The organism is Ensifer adhaerens (genome assembly GCF_020035535.1).
In the GTDB taxonomy this organism is placed as follows: Bacteria; Pseudomonadota; Alphaproteobacteria; order Rhizobiales; family Rhizobiaceae; genus Ensifer.
Genome location: NZ_CP083349.1, coordinates 2002043 through 2019655 on the forward strand (window position 1 = coordinate 2002043; position 17613 = coordinate 2019655).

Here is a 17613-nt window from a genome sequence, read left to right on the forward strand (position 1 = left end):
AACCGGAGTATCCGATGACCCATACCATCCGCGAGAAGCAAAAACTCATCAACCGGGTCCGCCGCCTGCGCGGCCAGATGGAGGCGGTCGAGCGGATGCTGGAAGAGGAAAAGGGCTGCGCCGAAGTCATGCAGGTGATCGCCGGCATCCGCGGCGCGGTCAACGGACTGATGGCGGAAGTCGTCGAGGACCATATCCACATGCACCTGGCCGCCGCCGACCTGTCACAGAAGGATCGCGACGAAGCGGCGGCCGAACTGGTGGACGTGGTGCGCGCCTATATGAAGTAGGCTGGGCAAAAACCACGCGAATGCCCGCTTCGCGCTTCCGGCAGAGGGCTAAGTCCCATGCGGCGGAATCAGCGAACAGGTGCCTTGCGAGCTGATTTCGAACGGGTTCAGGGGTCAGGCCCGCATTCATCCGCGCATCGGCGCGGCTGCCCTAAGCCGCCCTAAGATCTCAGAAGCGAAGCTCGATCACGTCGGGAGGGGTCCTGGTATAATCGGAGTAGCGAATCCACCGCGGTTCGACCCGGAACACGACGGCGCCCTTCTCGACAAACTCCCTCTCGGCCGGAACGCTTTTGATATGCGCTTCCTGGTATCGCTCGAGATCATCGGCAGAAACCTTCGCTGCCTCGCCCTCATATTGAATTGTGATGCCGTTATCCCAGCCTATGACGAGCGCCACATGGCTCTGGTCGGAGAGATTGGCGAATTTGCGCGTGTGTTCGAACGTGTCGAACACGATTGCCAGGTCGTCGCGCACCGAAAAGTCGATGGCAGCGGCTTCGGGCCTGCCATCCCGGCTGCTGGTCGCGATCACGGCCAGGGTGTGCTGCCTCAGGAATTCGAGGATCATGTGTCTGGCTTGAATGTCGCCCATTGCTTCATCCTCCGGGATGACCGGGTGCGTTGCCGGTGGAAGCGAATTCGGTCCATGCTGCCAAGCTCAGCTTGACAAGGCGGTGGAGCGAGTCAAGGTGATTGCATGGCTATCGGCAACCATGCGGCGAACCGGCGGCAGCGCGGCGCCCTTGCCGTGAGGCCAGGCTGAAGAAGTTCACCACGCCTGTCGGAGGAGACAGCAGTGAAAGTCCTCGACTATGTGCCCTACGCCCTGGGATGCGCGGCCGGGCTGCTTCTGGCTCTGCTGATCGGTGCGATCTGCAACCTGACAGAAGACGTCGCACTGGTTGAATCCGTGGCTCTCGTCGTTCTCGGCGGCGGTGTGGCCGAATGGTACTGGAACCAGTTAAGCCGGCGGTAACGGGCAAGCCCGCATATCTGTGGCCCTGTTCATCCGCGGGGCCGCCATGACCGAAATCGCCAGTCCGAATCAAGCCGCAGGCAAGCGCCCGGGCCGCGTCGTCGTCGTCACGGCGGGCGGGGAAAACCCGTGGATCATGATCAATGCGCTCGCGGCGCGCTTTGCCGATGTGACCGTTTTCGAGGAACAGCCGGAATCAAAGGGCCTGTTCCTGCGCCGCCGAGCCCGCAAGCTCGGCTGGGTAACCGCACTCGGCCAGCTTGCCACCATGATCGCCTCGCGCTTCGGCAAGCGTTTCACCCGCAGGCGTGCCGAAGAGATTCTCGCCATCTACAAGGTCTCGGGGAAATCCGCCCCCTCGATCCCGATCAGATCCGTCGCCTCGATCAACGACGCCGATGCAATCGCTCAAGCGCGCGCGCTGAAACCCGATGTCGTCTTCCTGATCAGCTGCCGCATGCTGAAGGCAGAGACGCTGGCGGCGATGCCCTGCCCCGTCATCAATTTCCACGCCGGCATCAACCCGGCCTATCGCGGTCTGATGGGCGGCTACTGGGCGCGGGTCAACAACGACGTGGAAAACTTCGGCGCCACCGTGCATCTGGTCGATGCCGGCGTCGACACCGGGGGCGTGCTCTACCAGTCGCGCCAGAAGCCGGCCAGAAGCGATACGATGCACACCTATCCACTGCTCCAGACGGCGGCATCCACCGAGATCGCGATCGCCGCAATCACGGATGCGCTCGACGGAAATCTGCGGACCATCGATGTCGCAGGTCCGTCACGGCAATGGTTTCACCCACCGATCTGGACCTGGGTATGGAACGGCCTGACGCGTCGCATCTGGTAGGCTAAAACGCACCGCTTCCGTCGGCTGGCTGCGGCCTAAAAGCCTGATACTGCGGGCAATCCGTCCCGATCTCTGGCGCCTACTTGCCAAGTGTCAACCGGCACTTGCGCATCACCGCCAAGACGTCTGATATGGCATCCGCGCCAGCGTCGTTTTTGGACATATCCGACGTCGTGGCGAGATGAGCCCGGACGCCGGTACATGCGCATTGTCGCAGGACGAGGAGAACAACACCCCATGGCAGATCGCATTATCGTCTACTGGCGCGACATTCCGGCCCAGGTCATCATCAAGAAGGGCCGCACGACGGCAAAGCGCGAGCTGTCGCTGCGTTTCACCGAGGCGATCGACATGTGCGCCATGCGCACCGGAGCGGCTGAAACCGACGACTATCTGGCCGAATGGCGCAAGGCCGATCCGGTGCCGGTCTCCGACGATCTGGAAACGGAAGCCGACAGCGCCGCCGCCGAGCTCGAAGCCGCCTATGACCGCGAACGTCTGGTCGCACTCGTCAAGGCCGGAGGCCGCGACAATGGCTGATGCCAAACCGCCGAGCGAGCAGAAGATCCTGAAGGGCAACGCAGCACCTGGCGCCAAGGCCGCAACCGGCGCGTTCACGCCCTCAGGCGTGTCGCCGAGCCGCCGCTCGCGCCACAAATATACCGTCCGCCTCTGGGCGGTCCGCAACTCCCGCTTCCTCGAATGGTTCTACAACCGATTCGCCGACATGTTCCTGCTGCTTCATCCGCTGTGGAACGCCATCGGCTACGGCCGGGTCGAGCGGCCGGTGACTTTCATCGAGCGCCACGTGAAAGGCTTCCTCTTTGACTGTCGCATGTGCGGCCAGTGCGCGCTGTCGTCGACCGGCATGTCCTGCCCGATGAACTGTCCGAAGCAGCTGCGCAACGGCCCCTGCGGCGGCGTACGCGCCAACGGCAATTGCGAAGTCGAGCCGGACATGCCCTGCGTCTGGGTGCAGGCCTGGAAGGGCTCGCAGAACATGGAGAAGGGCAAAGCGATCATGAACGTGCAGAAGCCGGTCAACCAGTCGCTGCGCGAAACCTCGTCCTGGCTGCGCGTGACGGCGGAAGCCGCAGCGCGCCGTGAAGCGGCATCCAAGGAAGGCCAGGCATGAGCCCCGATATCAATCCCTTCGACCCCGGCGCACCGCTCGAGCACCTGCCCGGCCATTCCTCCCGCGGCCGCCTGGAGCGCGTGCTGCGCCGCGGCGAGTTTGCCGTCACCGCCGAGCTCAACCCGCCCGACAGCGCCAACCCGCAGGACGTCTACGAGCGCGCCGCGATCTTCGACGGCTGGGTCGACGGCATCAACGCGGTCGACGCGTCAGGCGCCAACTGCCACATGTCCTCGGTCGGCATTTGCGCGCTGCTGACGCGTATGGGCTATGCGCCGATCATGCAGATCGCGTGCCGCGACAAGAACCGCATCGCCATCCAGGGCGACGTGCTCGGGGCGTCTGCCATGGGCGTGCAGAACATCATGTGCCTCACCGGCGACGGTGTGCAGGCCGGCGACCAGCCGGGCGCCAAGCCCGTCTTCGACCTCGATTGCATGTCGCTGCTCGAAACCGTGCGCATCATGCGCGACAACTCCAAGTTCCTCTCGGGCCGCAAGCTGACGACACCGCCGCAGGTGTTCCTCGGCGCTGCGATCAACCCCTTTGCACCGCCCTACGACTTCCGCCCCTATCGCCTCGCCAAGAAGATCGAGGCCGGGGCGCAGTTCGTGCAGAGCCAGTACTGCTTCGACGTGCCGATGTTCCGCGAATACATGAAGAAGGTGCGCGATCTCGGCCTGCACGAAAAATGCTACATTCTCGTCGGCGTCGGGCCGATGGCATCCGCCAAGACCGCCCGCTGGATCCGCTCGAACGTGCCGGGCATCCATATTCCCGATAGCGTGGTGGCACGCCTGGAAGGCGCGCAGGACCAGAAGAAGGAAGGCAAGCAGCTCTGCATCGACATCATCAACGAGGTAAAGGAGATCGAAGGCGTCTCCGGCATCCACGTGATGGCCTACCGCCAGGAAGAATATGTCGCAGAGATCGTGCATGAGTCGGGCGTCTTGAAGGGCCGCAAGCCCTGGAAGCGCGAGACGCTGCCCGCCGATCAGCTGGTCGCCGAGCGCCTGGAGCAGATCCGCGAAGGCAAGGAAGAGAACCAGCAGCAGATGGCCGAAGCCGCGGCCCATCATACGCATTGACCAGGAAAAGCCGGCACCGGTGACCCCGGCGCTATCATCGACTTCAAGGGCGTGGTTACATAGCGCCCGCCGCCACAGGACAAAGGACCCTGCATGACCCGGACCATCGTCGCTTCCGCCACCCGCGAGATCATCATCGGCTTCGACCAGCCGTTCTGCGTCATCGGCGAACGCATCAACCCGACAGGCCGCAAGAAGCTCGCCGCCGAGATGATCGAGGGTAACTTCGACACGGTCATCAAGGACGCGCTGGAGCAGGTTGCAGCAGGCGCGACCATGCTCGACGTCAACGCCGGCGTCACCGCCGTCAACCCGAACGAGACCGAACCGCCGCTGCTGGTCAAGACGCTGGAAATCGTCCAGGGCCTCGTCGACGTGCCGCTGTCGATCGACAGCTCCGTCACCGCCGCGATCGAGGCCGCGCTGCGCGTCGCCAAGGGCCGTCCGCTCGTCAACTCGGTCACCGGCGAGGAAGAGAAGCTCGAAGCGATCCTGCCGCTCTGCAAGAAATATGACGTGCCGGTCGTTGCCATCTCCAACGACGAGACCGGCATTTCCGAGGACCCGGACGTGCGCTTTGCCGTTGCCAAGAAGATCGTCGAGCGCGCCGCCGACTACGGCATCAAGCCGCACGACATCGTCGTCGACCCGTTGGTCATGCCGATCGGCGCCATGGGCACGGCCGGCCAGCAGGTCTTCGCACTGCTGCGACGCCTGCGTGAGGAACTGAAGGTCAACACCACCTGCGGCCTCTCCAACATCTCCTTCGGCCTGCCGCACCGCCACGGCATCAATGCCGGCTTCATCCCCATGGTCATCGGCGCCGGCATGACGTCTGCGATCATGAACCCCTGCCGTCCGCAGGAGATGGAAGCCGTGCGCGCCGCCAACGTATTGAACGGCACCGACCCGAACTGCACCCACTGGATCAAGACCTACCGCGACCACAAGCCGGCCGAAGGCGGCCACGTCGTTGCCGCAGCAGCCCCTGCCGGCGCTGGCGGCGGTCGCCGCGGCGGTCGCGCGGCCCGCACAGGTGGCGCCGCTGCAAGCGAATAGGTCTGTCTCTGCGAACATACCTGGAAGGGAGAAGGACGATGAGAAGCCAACTGCGCCTCCTTGCCGTCATTCTCCCTTTGGCCGTTATCACCAGATGCGCGTTGTTTGAGGATGCGGCCGAATTTCAGCGCTTCTAGGTGGCACTGCGGACCTATGTTGTACCGGTGATCATCGTCACTGCGGTCGTGCTTGGAGCAATCATCCTCGCCAGCGTCGCAAAGAAGGTCGATCTCGGGCCACAGGAGCGCGTGATCAAAACTTGCATCTGGGGCAGCTCAGCGATCCTGGCAGCGGCCTTTGCCTACGCATTCGCAGTCGTGAAGCTTGCCGGGACACAATAGCGGCGCACTTCATCGCTTCCATCTGCCAATGCAAACGTGGAGATCACCATGACACGCCGCCTTCGCCTCGATGCCGCAGCCCTCTGGTTCGAAGCCCCCTTCGTCATCGCCGTCCGGCTGCAGGAGATGCAGATGGCGGCGCTGACCGGCAAGACGCAGGATGTGACCGAGCTTCACCGCATGATCTCCGAGAAGATAGCGGCCACGGCCGAAAGCGTCGTTGCCGTCAATGTCGCCCTCTGGAAAGCCGCCTTCGACAATACCGTCCGCCTGATGACCGGCGGCACCGCTTCGGGCCACGGCGCGGCGATTGCTTCCGCAGCGCTGAGGCCCTATGGCAAGAGGGTGCGCAGCAACGCCCGGCGTCTGTCGCGCAAGTAACCCTGACCGGCCACCGAGCCTATGCCTTAACTGTTTGAAACAGATGCTTCCATGTCGGGATTGGACAACTATCGGGCGGCGTTCCGGTGCAGTCTGAAACCGTTTAGCCGTGCTTCGCTCACGAGATGAAGCACCTTATCGGTGCTTCACTCCGGAGTTGAAGCGGACCTGACGAAAGACCCGAGCATGCGCACCGAAGGCACTACCGAGATCGAGACCAACATGACCGAAGCCCCCCAAAAGGAACCTCTGGTGCTGTTCATGCCTTCGGGCAAGCGCGGCCGCTTCCCGGTGGGCACCCCGGTTCTCGATGCGGCCCGCAAGCTCGGCGTCTATGTCGAAAGCGTGTGCGGTGGCCGCGCCACCTGCGGGCGCTGTCAGATCGAGGTGCAGGAAGGCAATTTCGCCAAGCACAAGATCGTCTCCTCGCTGGAGCACATCTCGGAAAAGGGCGCCAAGGAAGAGCGCTACGAGAAGATCCGCGGCCTGCCGGATGGCCGTCGCCTCTCCTGCTCCGCCCAGATCCTCGGCGATCTCGTCATCGACGTGCCGCAGGACACCGTCATCAACGCCCAGGTCGTGCGCAAGGCCGCGACCGACCGGGTGATCGAACGCAACGCCGCCATCCAGCTCTGCTATGTCGAGGTGGACGAACCTGACATGCACAAGCCGCTCGGCGACCTCGATCGTCTGAAGGTGATGCTGGAGAAGGACTGGGGCTGGAAGGACCTGTTGATTGCGCCGCACCTGATCCCGCAGGTGCAGGGCATCCTGCGCAAGGGCAACTGGGCCGTTACCGCTGCCATCCACCGCGACATGGATTCCTCGCGCCCCTTCATCGTCGGCCTGTGGCCAGGCCTGAAGAACGAAGCCTATGGCGTTGCCTGCGATATCGGCTCGACCACCATTGCAATGCACCTGGTGTCTCTGCTTTCCGGCCGTATCGTCGCGTCTTCGGGCACGTCCAACCCGCAGATCCGTTTCGGCGAAGATCTGATGAGCCGCGTCTCCTACGTGATGATGAACCCGGACGGGCGCGAGGCGATGACCAAGGCCGTGCGCGAGGCCGTCAACGGCCTGATCGGCAAGGTCTGCGCCGAGGGTGAGGTCGACCGCCACGACATTCTCGACATGGTCTACGTCGCCAACCCGATCATGCATCACCTGTTCCTCGGCATCGACCCGACGGAACTCGGCCAGGCGCCGTTTGCGCTCGCCGTCTCCGGCGCGCTGCAATACTGGGCGCACGAGCTGGAGATCGACGTCAACCGCGGCGCCAGGCTCTATATGCTGCCCTGCATCGCCGGCCATGTCGGCGCCGATGCGGCGGGCGCCACGCTCTCGGAAGGGCCCTATCGCCAGGACAAGATGATGCTGCTCGTCGATGTCGGCACCAATGCCGAGATCGTCCTCGGCAACAAGGACCGCGTCGTCGCCGCCTCGTCACCGACGGGGCCTGCCTTCGAGGGTGCTGAAATCTCGTCGGGCCAGCGCGCCGCCCCCGGCGCGATCGAGCGCGTTCGCATTAACCCGGAAACGCTGGAGCCGCGCTTCCGCGTGATCGGCGTCGAAAAGTGGTCCGACGAGGATGGCTTTGACGAAGCCGCGGCTAGCGTCGGCGTCACCGGCATCTGTGGCTCGGCGATCATCGAGATCGTTGCCGAGATGTATCTCTCCGGCATCATCTCCGAGGATGGCGTCGTCGATGGCGCAATGGCGGCAAAGAGCCCGCGCATCATCCCGAACGGCCGCACCTTCTCCTATCTGCTGCATGACGGCGAGCCGCGCATCACGGTGACGCAGAACGACATCCGCGCAATCCAGCTCGCCAAGGCCGCCCTTTATGCCGGCATCAAGCTCTTGATGGAAAAGCAGGGCGTCGATCATGTCGACACCATCCGCTTCGCCGGCGCCTTCGGCTCCTTCATCGACCCGAAATACGCGATGGTGCTCGGCCTCATCCCGGACTGCGACCTCGAAGACGTGAAGGCCGTCGGCAACGCGGCCGGCACCGGCGCGCTGATGGCGCTCCTGAACCGCGGCCACCGCCGCGAGATCGAGCAAACCGTCAGCAAAATCGAGAAGATAGAGACGGCGCTTGAATCAAAGTTTCAGGAGCATTTCGTCAACGCCATGGCCATGCCCAACAAGGTCGACGCGTTCCCGAAGCTCTCGACCGTGGTCACCTTGCCCGAGCGCAAGGTGACGGCGGATGATGGCGAGGGTGGCGGCAGGCGGCGGAGAAGAAGCCGGGAGTAGTCCGGTAACCATTCCACGCAGTCGCTAATCTCTGCCGTGTCGAAATACGACAACCGCCGTATGTCCTCGTTCTCACCACAGGTCTACGCCGAGGTCGGCGCGCCTTTGCGCGTGCCTTGAACCAAGGAGAGACCAATGAAAATCATCATCGCGATTGCGGCATCGCTTGCATTTGCCGGGTCCGCCTTCGCTGCGGGTTCGCTGGCGCCCGCCGATAATCAGCCAGCTGCCAAGGCCATGAAAGCAATCGAGCTGGCCGCCGGCAGCGGAAAAACCAACACGACGCCGGGCCTTGGCAGTTCCAGCCGCCCGCGCGGCAAATCCCCGTCTTTTGGCTGATGCAAACGAAGGGCGGCACCGGCCGCCCTTCGTTCCCTGAAAGTGAACCCTGACGCACCGGCGAAAGTCGTCGTTCGGTCACGCATCGGGCCATCTTGCTCGTTGGTGAATGTGGACACTGGAGATTTCAGCTTGCCTTAAATCCGGCGGCAGGCGACGGTCTGATCAAACCTATTCTTTGAACTGGCATCCAAAACCGATGAACGACAAAATTCTCGATACCCTGACCGGCATGTATTTCACCGTCGACGATCCGGATGGAACCTACGGCACCGGCCAAGTGATCCGGCTTGCCGCCGAAGGCATCTATTTCATCCGCTACGACGGGAACGAGGTGGAACTGCCGATGGAACTCGTCTCGATCGGCGAGATGCTGCAGACCACCGAAGAGGACTACAAGCTCTGGCGGTTCTTCGACACGATCGAGGAACGGGACAAGTGGATCGAGTGGCTGGACGCACCGTCGAAGCCAAGGGTCATCTCGCTGGTGCGACCGACACCGACGCCAACCAAGTAACCGACCCGACCCGGCGACAATTGCTCCGAGCGCGTGCGATCGGCTCTTGCAGCCCGGTGCCGCATGAAGGCGGCCACCGGGGTTCGTGCCGATGGCCGTCGTCAATCAGGAGCGCCGGTCAATAATAGGGCGACACGCATTCCTGGCGCGGCCCGTAATAGGGCTGGAACGTATTGTCGTAGGCGTTGTACGAACGATAGCGGTCATAGCACCATTGCACGTGAGCAGACGGCGCGTTGGAATAGACCCTGCGGGGTGGCTGCGCGATCGCGCCACCGATGACCACGCCGGCCCCGAAGGCGGCCAGCGGATACCACCAACCGTCACTGTGGCGGCGGTATCCATCGCGACGGTAGCGGTAGCCCTCGTAGCCATTGTAATAGCCGTAACGTGGGCCTGCATTGTAGCGGTTGCCGCCGTAGCGGTAGCCGTCGTAGCCGCGCTTGTGCGGCGGGCCGCCGTAGTGACCTGGCTTGTGGTGGACCAGCTCGACCGGTTGGGTGGCGGCCTGCCCCACCTTAACGGGCGACATGGGCACGGCCTGCGCCGAGACCGCCGACAGTGCCGTAGCCGCGGCTACGAGGACTGCACCTATTCTCTTCATGACTTCATCCAACAGTTATTCGTCGTGGCATTTTCCGGAACTCGCCATGAACGTGGGATGAACGTGCGCGGCGTGGCGCTACATCAGGTCTTAACGCACGGCTAACCATGGCCAGATCTCGGGTCCGCCATCATCGTCGAAATACGGCAGCTGCCGTATGTCACCAAGGTGCTGCCAGCGCTAAGCCAAGGCGCTCGCGCCTGATGCGCGTGGCTTGAACCGAGGACACAACTCATGAAGATCATCATCGCCGTGGCGGCATCGCTCGCTCTTGCGGGCTCCGCTTTCGCTGCCATTTCGCCTGCGCCCGCCGAAAAGCATCCCGCAGCCAAAACCGTTGGAACAGTGGAACTGGCCGGCGGGGTCAACAAGCCCGGAAGCCTCGGCAAAAACGGCAAGATCAATGAGAACCGCCAGAGAGGCAAGGTATCGAAATACGACGATTGACGGCATTGAGGGCGGCTGGGGCCGCCCTCAATGTCTCACGCTGGCTATGGATCCGTTGCGTCTGATTTCTTGCCCTGCGAAGTGCCGGCCGATCGGCTGCCCCGCCTCGCCCGGCCCCCGCCTCACCCGATCCTCGCCGCAAACGCCCCGAGCAGCCCCGCCCAACCGCCTTCTGAATCGAGCGAATTGCGGGCCTCCTCCGCTTTGGCGCCATAGTTCTGGAGGTTGCGATGCTCGAGCCGCACGGTCGTGCCGCCGGCGTCCGCCGGCTCGAACGTCACCTCCACCTCGGTGCGGAAGTCCTCATCGAAGGTCCATTCGGCATTGAGCTGCCAGGCAAAGAGGATGCGCCTCGGCGGCTCGTAGGCGAGCACCCGCCCCCAGTCCTTCTCCTCGCCCGACATGCCGATTTCATACCAGCGCCCGCCGGCCCGAGGCTCGACGACGACAGTCTTCTGCCCGCTCGTGGTCAGGCTATGGGTCTTCAGCCACCAGTCGCCCATTCGGGCCGTGAAATTCTCGAAGACGCGCTCCGCTGGGGCGCTGACGGTGACAGATTTCCGTACCGGGGCTGGCACGATCACTTGCATTCGCTGCCTCCCATTGATCGTCACAGGCGATCGTCATAGGTCGCAAGTCCGCGGGTCAGACGGTTGTGGCTGACCGCCATCCTCTGAACCAAACATTGGATGGTCATCGATCATCGAGCAGCCGGCAAGCTTTTACCAGCAGAACCGATCAAGCCCTTTCCCGCAATTTTCAGGCCGATTGGATCGGCGGCACGTGAAGTCGGCCAATCGACATCAGGCAGAAGCGCTATGCAGACAACAAAAAAGGCCGGGGCGAAACCGCACCGACCTTCCTCATCATCGCTCTTACACCAGTGCCAGTACATCCGTGGTCAAAAGTCTAAAGCGACGCGGCAATTGCGAGCGGCGAGAATTTTCAGCGCTCATAAGCAATACCGATGTCCGGGTATATAGGGGGCGATTGTGTTCGAAACAAGGTCGGAAATGACGAAACCGCCGCGCATTCGATGGAACGCGCGGCGCTTGCGTTGATGGCGGTGGTGACCGGCTTTACTGCGGCGTCAGGTCGAAGCCGAACCACTTCTCGGACAGGCGCTTGATGGTGCCATCGGCCTTGGCAGCGGAAATCGCGTCGTCGAACAGCGCCTTCAGCTCTGGGTCGCTCTTGCGTAGGCCGACGGAGCTGCCGGCGCCGAGGAAGCCGCCCTGAAAGCGGGGGCCGGTGATGACCATGTCGCTGTTGGCGGGCTTTTCGACGGTCGTCTTCAGGTAACCCATCGATGCCATGACGAAATCGACGCGGCCGGCGACGAGATCGAGATCGTGCTGCTCGGTCGTCTTGTATTCGCGCACCTCGACCACGCCCTTCAGGTATTCGTCGATGAAGCGGGCGGCGATCGAGGCGGTCTGGACGCCGATGGTCTTGCCTTCGATCAGCGGCTTCAGCTCTTCGACCGCCTTGCGGGCACCGGCCTCGTTGGAGGCGAGCGAGAAGAGTTCACCCTTCATCGGCAGGGTTTCGAGATCGCCGCCCTTCAGCGTGGCGAAGGCCTGACCGGTGCTGCCATAGGAGATCGAGAAGTCGATGACTTCCTTGCGCTTCTCGGTGGCCGACATGCCGGCCATGATCGCGTCGAACTTGCCGGCGTTGAGCGCCGGGATCATGCCATCGAAGGACTGGGCGATGACGGTGCATTCGACCTTCATATGGTCGCAGAGGATCTTGCTGAGCTCGATCTCGTAGCCGTCGAGCGTGCCGTCCGCCTTGGTGAGGTTATAGGGAGGAAAGGCGCCTTCGGTGGCGATCGTCACCTTCGTCCACTTCTTGTCCTCGGCCTGCGCCGGCATGGACATCAGCCCCGCGGCGACGGCAAGTGCCGACGCCATGATTGCGGTCGTCTTCTTCATTACAGCATTCCCCTTTTGTGGATGTTGATTGGTCGTTCTCTTGCGATTGCCCGGCCGCAGCCGGCGCAATCAACTCTTGATGAACTGGCGGAAGCGTTCGGACTTCGACCGGGTGAAGACCTCGTGCGGCGGCCCCTCCTCCTCGATCGTGCCCTTGTGCACGAACACGACGCGGCTCGAGACGTCGCGGGCAAAGCCCATCTCATGGGTCACCACCAGCATGGTGCGCCCCTCCTCGGCGAGACCGCGCATGACGCGCAGCACTTCGCCGACGAGCTCCGGGTCGAGCGCCGAGGTCGGCTCGTCGAAGAGCATCGCCTTCGGGCGCATGGCAAGCGCGCGGGCGATCGCGGCGCGCTGCTGCTGGCCGCCGGAGAGATGCGATGGATAGTGGTTGCGCTTGTCGGCGATGCCGACCTTGGCAAGCAGGGCTTCGGCCTCCTCGATCGCCTCGACGCGCGGGCGCTTCAGCACATGCACCGGCGCCTCGATCACGTTTTCAAGCACGGTCTTGTGAGACCAGAGATTGAAGCTCTGGAACACCATGCCGAGTTCGGAGCGGATGCGGTCCACCTGCTTCTGGTCGGCCGGGCGGCTGCGCCCGTCGCTCGATGTCTTCAGCCGGATCGCCTCGCCGGCCACCTCGATCGTGCCGGAATTCGGCACCTCCAGCATGTTGATGCAGCGAAGCAGCGTCGACTTGCCGGAGCCCGAGGATCCGAGAATGGAAATCACCTCACCCTCGCGCGCATCCAGCGACACGCCTTTCAGCACTTCGACGGGGCCGAAGCTCTTGTGAAGATCGTGCACGCGGATGGCAACCGGTGCGGTGACGGCAGCGGACATGTTCAAAGGGCTTCTCCCTTGAGTTGGGCAGAGATCGCCAGCGGCGCGCGCAGTTGCGGGTTCAGCCTGTGTTCGGCAAAAGCGACAAGCCGGGTCAGTGCGAAATTGATGGCGAGATAGATGAACCCCGCGACGACGAAGACCTCAATCACCCGGTAGCTCTCCGAAATGAGTTTGGCGGCAACGCCGGTGATCTCCATCAGCGTGATGATGGAGGCGAGCGAGGTCGCCTTGACCATGGAGATCATCTCGTTGCCGTAGCCGGGCAGTGCCTGGCGCAGCGCCTGCGGCATGACGATGCGGCGGAAGATCATGAAGCGACCCATGCCGCAGGCCCTGGCAGCCTCCACCTGTCCATGCGGCACCGAGAGGAGCCCGCCGCGAATGATTTCGCTGGCATAGGCGGCCGTGTTCAGCATCAGCGCCAGCACCGCGCACCAGTAGGGCTCCCTGAGGAGCGGCCACAGAATGCTGTGGCGCACGGCCGGAAACTGGCTGAGACCGTAATAGATCAGGAAGATCTGCACGAGCAGCGGCGTGCCGCGAAACAGGAACAGGTAGGTCCGGGCGAAGAGATCGAGTGCAAGAATGCCGGAGAGACGCGCGAGCGCCAGCCCCAGGGCCAGGACAGAACCCAGCGCAATCGACGTCGCGGCGAGCTCCAGCGTCAGCGGCAGGGCCGCCGCCAAGCTCCAGAAGGTTTCAAGCGCGAATTTGATATCCATCAGCCCCTCCTGACGCCGCGCGAGAACCGGCGCTCGGTGGCCTGAAGAACGAGGCCCGAGACCGTGGAAATGGCGAGATAGATCATCGCCGCGATGAAGAAGAAGTCGAAGGGACGGCTGGTTGAGCCGGCGCCGATCTGCGCCTGGCGCAGGAGTTCGACGACGCCCGTAACCGAGACCAGCGCCGATTCCTTCAGCACCACCTGCCAGACGTTGCCGAGCCCCGGCAGCGCATAACGCAGCGTCAGCGGCGCGATGATGCGGCGGAACTTGAGGAACTGCCCCATGCCGCAGGCGGTTGCCGCCTCCAGTTCGCCCGGATGCACGGCACGAAAGGCGCCGCGATAGACCTCGGTCTGCTGGGCGCCGGAGGTGATGCCAACCGCGAGCGCGCCGGCGATGAAGCCGGGAAAGCTGACGAAACCCTCCGCACCGAACAATTGGCCGACGGCGGTCACCACGGCGCTGCCGCCGAAATAGAAGAGATAGATGACCAGGAGGTCGGGAATGCCGCGAAGCACGGTGGTATAGGTCTCGGCGCAACGGCGCACGATCGGTCCGCCGGAGATTTTCGCCCAGGCACCGAAGGTGCCGATGACGCCGCCGATCACAAACCCTGCGATCGCGATCAGGATCGTCATCCAGGCGCCGGCGGCAAGCGCCGGCCCCCAGCCGTCCGGCCCGACGCTGATGATGTCAAGGAAACCGGGCTCAGTCATCTCAGCGCCTCCCTTCGCTTGTCGATCGATGACTTAACCATGGTTCACCCCGGGGATCGGCGGGTCGACATCGTCAGGAATGGGATTGACGAAGGGCGTGCCCTCCAGCCGTGCCGCGTGGTCGGCCTTGGCAGCGGCAATAAGCGTGGGATCGAGGATCAGCTCGACCGCCGTGCTCGCCATCACCTTGGCCGCGTGCTCCATGCCCTTGTGCGCGGCCGGCAGCTTGCCCTGCGCGACCAGCTGCCAGGAATGGCCGGGCGTACCGATCGCGTAGGTCGCGCCGCGCATCTGCACGGTCGGCACCACCCAGCTCACCGTTCCGACATCGGTGGAGCCGACGAGCGTGCCGGCGCCGTTTTCCGGCGGAAAGATCGTGTCGCACAGCGAAATGCCGCGGCGCAACTTCAGCCCGAAACGCTCGAAGGCAGAGGCGATATCCTCGCCGGTAAAGGTCTCCTGGAACTTTGCCGCCATCCGCCGGTCATCCTCGTCGAACTCAGGCGGGCCCAGATGCTCGAGCTGGCGATGCATCAGCGCTTCGAGCGGCGTGTTGCCGATCAGGTTGGCGTCGCCGCTGACGATCTCGTCCGTGACCGTGGTGCCGGTCATCATGGCGGCGCCCTTGGCGACGCTGCGGACGCGTTCGACGAGGTCGAGCAGTTCCGGCAGGCTGCGGGCGCGCACGAGATAGCGCGCCTTGGCGCGGGCCTGCACCACATTCGGCGCATTGCCGCCCGTATCGGTCACCGCATAGTGGATGCGCGCCGACGACGGCACGTGCTCACGCAGATAGTTGACGCCGACATTCATCAGCTCGAGCGCGTCGAGCGCGCTGCGGCCGAGATGGGGCGCCGCCGATGCATGCGACGCCCGGCCACTGAAGCGGAAGTCGAGCTCATTGCAGGCAAGCGAGATCGGGTTGTTGACACCGGCAAAGGGTGCAGGATGCCAGGAGATGGCGACATCGACATCGTCGAACACGCCGGCGCGCACCATGAAACCCTTGGACGAGCCGCCCTCTTCCGCCGGGCAACCGTAATAGCGGACCCGCCCCTTGATGCCCTTGGCAGCGAGATAATCCTTGACGGCGGTTGCCGCCATCATCGCGCCGGCGCCAAGCAGATTGTGGCCGCAGCCATGACCGTTGCCGCCTTCGACAAGCGGGCGCTCCTCGGCGAGGCCTGCTTCCTGGCTCAATCCCGGCAGCGCGTCGAACTCGCCGAGAATGGCGATGACCGGTCCGCCCTCGCCCGCCTCGCCCATCACCGCCGTCGGCATGCCGGCAATGCCGCGCGACACGCGAAAGCCCTCGGCCTCCAGCAAATCGGCATGTTCGGCCGACGAGGAAAACTCCTCGTAATTGGTTTCCGGCGTATCCCAGACCCGGTCGCTGAGCACGAAAAACCGCTCGCGCTTGGCTTCGAGAAGGTCCCAGACGGCATCGGCATTTTTCATCGTTTCTTGACTTCCGCAATAATAGTAACCAGAATTGGCGCCAATTTATGATAACATTTTTGGATACACAAGAGGGTCCTGAAACATTTCGACCGATGTGCACAACGGCGAAGCCAGCATGGAACGCCGCTCCCGCGCATTGAATTGTTCAGGGCAGCATCATAGTTTCTCCAAAAATGGAGCCAATTCCGCCGCGACAGGCAACGTGGGCGCCCGCCGCCGAAGTGGCGCGCGCGCCGGCGACAGCGGCCAAGAAAGTGTAAGGCAGGGAATGAGCGACGATCTGACGGAAATGCTGGCGCCCGAGGAAAAGCCCGAGGAGAAGAAGGACGTCACCGACCTCTTGCTGCACGACATCCTGACCGGGACCTTGCCGGCGGGTGCCTGGCTCAAACAGATCGACCTGGAGCGCCGCTACGATTGCACACGGCCCGAAGTGCGCCGGGCGCTGGACCGCCTGTCGCAGCGCCGGCTGGTGCAGCACAATCCCAACCGCGGCTACCAGGTCTACGAACTCGACGACCAGCGCACCCGGGAGATCAGCGATATCCGCGTGATCCTGGAGACCGGCGTCGCCGACAGGATGATCGCCAATGTCACGCCGGCGGCGATCAGCGAGTTGCGCGGGCTTGCAAGGGAGTTTGACGAGATGTCGTTCCGCGGCTCCATCATGGAGCATTACGACGCCAACCTCGCCTTCCACCGCGCGCTTCTGCAGCTCGCCGGCAATTCCGAACTCGTCGACGTCGTTGCCGAAATCCGCCAGCGCACCGTGTCTGCCCCGGTGTCGCAATGGCGCACCCGCGCCCGCATCGAGCAGTCCGCGCGCGAGCATCATCTGATGGTCGATGCACTTGAGGCGAGAGACCTGGCCGAACTGAAACGCCTGATCGAAATCCACATCCGCCAGGCGCCGATCAAGGCGTGAGCCTTGCCGGCACCCTTGCGGTGACTATCCGCCAAAGAGGATCGTCACCGCCACCAGCACGGCCCCAATCGCCGCCATAGCAAAGGCCATCGGCCAGGGGCTGCGGCCCATGTAGCGGCCAAGACGCGCGCCGATGACGAAGAGCATGACGAGTGCGATGGCGTTCGAAACGCGCATTGCCAGCGCAACATCATCGACCAACAGGAACGGAATGCTGGGCGGCAGCGTCGATATGACCACGAGCAGGAAGATGGCGAAGGCCGCCTTCAGGTCATGCCCGGTGACCGCCCTGTGCCTGGGATCACAGGAAAGCGCCCTCACCCGCAAAAGCAGCGCCTCGGTCTCCTTTGGCGAAGACACGCGACGCACGTCATCCGGCAGGTTTTCCAGAAACATCTTGCGGGCACGATCGATCGGCTCACGCCGGAGCGCATCGAGGAAGCCGCGGCGACGCACCCTCTCGACCGCCGTCGTCAGCACATACATGACGCCGTCGACGATGCCCCAGGCGATGTTGCACCCCAAGGCGGCGACCAGCACGGCGTTGACCCCACCCTCTTCGCCGGCCACCGTGCTCATCGTTCCGGTGAAGGACAGCGCCATCAGTAGCCCGAAGATGATCTCCGAGAGACGGTCGATCGGATCGAGAACGGGGCGTGGATGGTCGCTCAAGGCCGTTCGCCCCGCGATACGAACCGAAGGGTGGCAGGC

The 17613-nt window shown here is 63.6% G+C and carries 23 protein-coding genes; 14 read left to right on the forward strand and 9 right to left on the reverse strand.

Annotation, left to right across the window (positions count from 1 at the left end; all coding sequences use genetic code 11):
- The first annotated feature begins 14 nt into the window (after positions 1-14).
- Positions 15-290: a metal/formaldehyde-sensitive transcriptional repressor gene (locus tag LAC81_RS09775; RefSeq protein ID WP_043619696.1), complete on the forward strand. Its 276-nt coding sequence runs from the start codon at positions 15-17 to the stop codon at positions 288-290.
- 169 nt (positions 291-459) lie between these two features.
- On the opposite strand, the gene LAC81_RS09780 is transcribed toward LAC81_RS09775, so the two are convergent.
- Positions 460-861 carry a pyridoxamine 5'-phosphate oxidase family protein gene (locus LAC81_RS09780; RefSeq protein WP_223727661.1) on the reverse strand — a complete coding sequence of 134 codons (402 nt, stop codon included), beginning with the start codon at positions 859-861 and terminating at the stop codon, positions 460-462.
- Positions 862-1089: 228 nt separating this feature from the next.
- Here LAC81_RS09780 and LAC81_RS09785 point away from each other — a divergent pair, with 228 nt between their 5' ends.
- From LAC81_RS09785 to LAC81_RS09835, 11 genes are all read left to right on the forward strand, one after another.
- Positions 1090-1269: a hypothetical protein gene (locus LAC81_RS09785; RefSeq protein WP_113539305.1), complete on the forward strand. Its 180-nt coding sequence runs from the start codon at positions 1090-1092 to the stop codon at positions 1267-1269.
- Positions 1270-1315: 46 nt separating this feature from the next.
- Entirely contained in the window at positions 1316-2119 is an 804-nt protein-coding gene (locus LAC81_RS09790) for a formyl transferase (protein WP_223727662.1), read from the forward strand.
- A gap of 237 nt (positions 2120-2356) precedes the next feature.
- Positions 2357-2659 (forward strand): virulence factor, encoded by a 303-nt coding sequence (locus LAC81_RS09795; RefSeq protein WP_113539304.1) that lies wholly within the window; start codon positions 2357-2359, stop codon positions 2657-2659.
- Complete coding sequence (locus LAC81_RS09800; protein WP_223727663.1) at positions 2652-3254, forward strand: methylenetetrahydrofolate reductase C-terminal domain-containing protein; 603 nt, start codon at positions 2652-2654, stop codon at positions 3252-3254. Before LAC81_RS09795 ends, LAC81_RS09800 begins: the two co-directional genes overlap by 8 nt.
- Positions 3251-4342 (forward strand): methylenetetrahydrofolate reductase, encoded by a 1092-nt coding sequence (locus LAC81_RS09805; RefSeq protein ID WP_223727664.1) that lies wholly within the window; start codon positions 3251-3253, stop codon positions 4340-4342. Before LAC81_RS09800 ends, LAC81_RS09805 begins: the two co-directional genes overlap by 4 nt.
- A gap of 93 nt (positions 4343-4435) precedes the next feature.
- Positions 4436-5401, forward strand: coding sequence for a methyltetrahydrofolate cobalamin methyltransferase (locus LAC81_RS09810; protein ID WP_113539301.1), 966 nt, complete (start codon positions 4436-4438; stop codon positions 5399-5401).
- A gap of 137 nt (positions 5402-5538) precedes the next feature.
- Positions 5539-5742 carry a hypothetical protein gene (locus LAC81_RS09815; protein WP_162768846.1) on the forward strand — a complete coding sequence of 68 codons (204 nt, stop codon included), beginning with the start codon at positions 5539-5541 and terminating at the stop codon, positions 5740-5742.
- 48 nt (positions 5743-5790) lie between these two features.
- Positions 5791-6123 (forward strand): hypothetical protein, encoded by a 333-nt coding sequence (locus LAC81_RS09820; RefSeq protein ID WP_113539300.1) that lies wholly within the window; start codon positions 5791-5793, stop codon positions 6121-6123.
- A 186-nt stretch (positions 6124-6309) separates the two neighbouring features.
- The gene (locus tag LAC81_RS09825) at positions 6310-8382 is read left to right on the forward strand and encodes an ASKHA domain-containing protein (protein ID WP_223727665.1); all 2073 of its coding nucleotides are present in this window, start codon (positions 6310-6312) and stop codon (positions 8380-8382) included.
- A 135-nt stretch (positions 8383-8517) separates the two neighbouring features.
- Positions 8518-8721, forward strand: coding sequence for a hypothetical protein (locus tag LAC81_RS09830; protein ID WP_113539298.1), 204 nt, complete (start codon positions 8518-8520; stop codon positions 8719-8721).
- A gap of 199 nt (positions 8722-8920) precedes the next feature.
- Entirely contained in the window at positions 8921-9238 is a 318-nt protein-coding gene (locus tag LAC81_RS09835; RefSeq protein WP_113539297.1) for a hypothetical protein, read from the forward strand.
- Positions 9239-9356: 118 nt separating this feature from the next.
- Here the strand turns inward: LAC81_RS09835 and LAC81_RS09840 are convergent, their stop codons facing one another.
- A complete protein-coding gene (locus LAC81_RS09840) occupies positions 9357-9842 on the reverse strand; it encodes a BA14K family protein (RefSeq protein WP_223727666.1) in 486 nt (161 codons plus the stop codon).
- A gap of 234 nt (positions 9843-10076) precedes the next feature.
- Here LAC81_RS09840 and LAC81_RS09845 point away from each other — a divergent pair, with 234 nt between their 5' ends.
- On the forward strand, positions 10077-10289 hold the full coding sequence (locus LAC81_RS09845) for a hypothetical protein (protein ID WP_223727667.1): 213 nt from the start codon (positions 10077-10079) through the stop codon (positions 10287-10289).
- A 122-nt stretch (positions 10290-10411) separates the two neighbouring features.
- Here the strand turns inward: LAC81_RS09845 and LAC81_RS09850 are convergent, their stop codons facing one another.
- The 6 genes from LAC81_RS09850 to LAC81_RS09875 all read right to left on the reverse strand — a co-directional run bounded on the left by LAC81_RS09850 (position 10412) and on the right by LAC81_RS09875 (position 15974).
- Positions 10412-10879 carry an SRPBCC family protein gene (locus LAC81_RS09850; RefSeq protein ID WP_223727668.1) on the reverse strand — a complete coding sequence of 156 codons (468 nt, stop codon included), beginning with the start codon at positions 10877-10879 and terminating at the stop codon, positions 10412-10414.
- A gap of 489 nt (positions 10880-11368) precedes the next feature.
- Complete coding sequence (locus LAC81_RS09855) at positions 11369-12226, reverse strand: transporter substrate-binding domain-containing protein (RefSeq protein WP_223727669.1); 858 nt, start codon at positions 12224-12226, stop codon at positions 11369-11371.
- A 69-nt stretch (positions 12227-12295) separates the two neighbouring features.
- Positions 12296-13072: an ABC transporter ATP-binding protein gene (locus LAC81_RS09860; RefSeq protein WP_223727798.1), complete on the reverse strand. Its 777-nt coding sequence runs from the start codon at positions 13070-13072 to the stop codon at positions 12296-12298.
- 2 nt (positions 13073-13074) lie between these two features.
- Positions 13075-13797 carry an ABC transporter permease gene (locus LAC81_RS09865; RefSeq protein ID WP_223727670.1) on the reverse strand — a complete coding sequence of 241 codons (723 nt, stop codon included), beginning with the start codon at positions 13795-13797 and terminating at the stop codon, positions 13075-13077.
- Complete coding sequence (locus LAC81_RS09870; protein WP_223727671.1) at positions 13797-14516, reverse strand: ABC transporter permease; 720 nt, start codon at positions 14514-14516, stop codon at positions 13797-13799. Before LAC81_RS09870 ends, LAC81_RS09865 begins: the two co-directional genes overlap by 1 nt.
- 33 nt (positions 14517-14549) lie before the next feature.
- Positions 14550-15974: a M20 family metallopeptidase gene (locus LAC81_RS09875; protein ID WP_223727672.1), complete on the reverse strand. Its 1425-nt coding sequence runs from the start codon at positions 15972-15974 to the stop codon at positions 14550-14552.
- Positions 15975-16245: 271 nt separating this feature from the next.
- Between LAC81_RS09875 and LAC81_RS09880 the strand changes: the two genes are divergently transcribed.
- Positions 16246-16902 (forward strand): GntR family transcriptional regulator, encoded by a 657-nt coding sequence (locus LAC81_RS09880; protein ID WP_223727673.1) that lies wholly within the window; start codon positions 16246-16248, stop codon positions 16900-16902.
- A 24-nt stretch (positions 16903-16926) separates the two neighbouring features.
- Here the strand turns inward: LAC81_RS09880 and LAC81_RS09885 are convergent, their stop codons facing one another.
- Positions 16927-17574 carry a VIT1/CCC1 transporter family protein gene (locus LAC81_RS09885; RefSeq protein ID WP_223727674.1) on the reverse strand — a complete coding sequence of 216 codons (648 nt, stop codon included), beginning with the start codon at positions 17572-17574 and terminating at the stop codon, positions 16927-16929.
- Positions 17575-17613: the final 39 nt, after the last annotated feature.

What these genes read in the sequence shown, in the direction of transcription:
- LAC81_RS09825 (WP_223727665.1), top strand. Translation starts at nt 6,310, where the DNA reads ATGCGCACCGAAGGCACTACCGAGATCGAGACCAACATGACCGAAGCC.
- LAC81_RS09820 (WP_113539300.1), top strand. Translation starts at nt 5,791, where the DNA reads ATGACACGCCGCCTTCGCCTCGATGCCGCAGCCCTCTGGTTCGAAGCC.
- LAC81_RS09775 (WP_043619696.1), top strand. Translation starts at nt 15, where the DNA reads ATGACCCATACCATCCGCGAGAAGCAAAAACTCATCAACCGGGTCCGC.
- LAC81_RS09810 (WP_113539301.1), top strand. Translation starts at nt 4,436, where the DNA reads ATGACCCGGACCATCGTCGCTTCCGCCACCCGCGAGATCATCATCGGC.
- LAC81_RS09845 (WP_223727667.1), top strand. Translation starts at nt 10,077, where the DNA reads ATGAAGATCATCATCGCCGTGGCGGCATCGCTCGCTCTTGCGGGCTCC.
- LAC81_RS09790 (WP_223727662.1), top strand. Translation starts at nt 1,316, where the DNA reads ATGACCGAAATCGCCAGTCCGAATCAAGCCGCAGGCAAGCGCCCGGGC.
- LAC81_RS09880 (WP_223727673.1), top strand. Translation starts at nt 16,246, where the DNA reads ATGAGCGACGATCTGACGGAAATGCTGGCGCCCGAGGAAAAGCCCGAG.
- LAC81_RS09805 (WP_223727664.1), top strand. Translation starts at nt 3,251, where the DNA reads ATGAGCCCCGATATCAATCCCTTCGACCCCGGCGCACCGCTCGAGCAC.
- LAC81_RS09875 (WP_223727672.1), bottom strand. Translation starts at nt 15,974, where the DNA reads ATGAAAAATGCCGATGCCGTCTGGGACCTTCTCGAAGCCAAGCGCGAG.
- LAC81_RS09870 (WP_223727671.1), bottom strand. Translation starts at nt 14,516, where the DNA reads ATGACTGAGCCCGGTTTCCTTGACATCATCAGCGTCGGGCCGGACGGC.
- LAC81_RS09860 (WP_223727798.1), bottom strand. Translation starts at nt 13,072, where the DNA reads ATGTCCGCTGCCGTCACCGCACCGGTTGCCATCCGCGTGCACGATCTT.
- LAC81_RS09855 (WP_223727669.1), bottom strand. Translation starts at nt 12,226, where the DNA reads ATGAAGAAGACGACCGCAATCATGGCGTCGGCACTTGCCGTCGCCGCG.
- LAC81_RS09830 (WP_113539298.1), top strand. Translation starts at nt 8,518, where the DNA reads ATGAAAATCATCATCGCGATTGCGGCATCGCTTGCATTTGCCGGGTCC.
- LAC81_RS09780 (WP_223727661.1), bottom strand. Translation starts at nt 861, where the DNA reads ATGATCCTCGAATTCCTGAGGCAGCACACCCTGGCCGTGATCGCGACC.
- LAC81_RS09795 (WP_113539304.1), top strand. Translation starts at nt 2,357, where the DNA reads ATGGCAGATCGCATTATCGTCTACTGGCGCGACATTCCGGCCCAGGTC.
- LAC81_RS09840 (WP_223727666.1), bottom strand. Translation starts at nt 9,842, where the DNA reads ATGAAGAGAATAGGTGCAGTCCTCGTAGCCGCGGCTACGGCACTGTCG.
- LAC81_RS09835 (WP_113539297.1), top strand. Translation starts at nt 8,921, where the DNA reads ATGAACGACAAAATTCTCGATACCCTGACCGGCATGTATTTCACCGTC.
- LAC81_RS09850 (WP_223727668.1), bottom strand. Translation starts at nt 10,879, where the DNA reads ATGCAAGTGATCGTGCCAGCCCCGGTACGGAAATCTGTCACCGTCAGC.
- LAC81_RS09800 (WP_223727663.1), top strand. Translation starts at nt 2,652, where the DNA reads ATGGCTGATGCCAAACCGCCGAGCGAGCAGAAGATCCTGAAGGGCAAC.
- LAC81_RS09865 (WP_223727670.1), bottom strand. Translation starts at nt 13,797, where the DNA reads ATGGATATCAAATTCGCGCTTGAAACCTTCTGGAGCTTGGCGGCGGCC.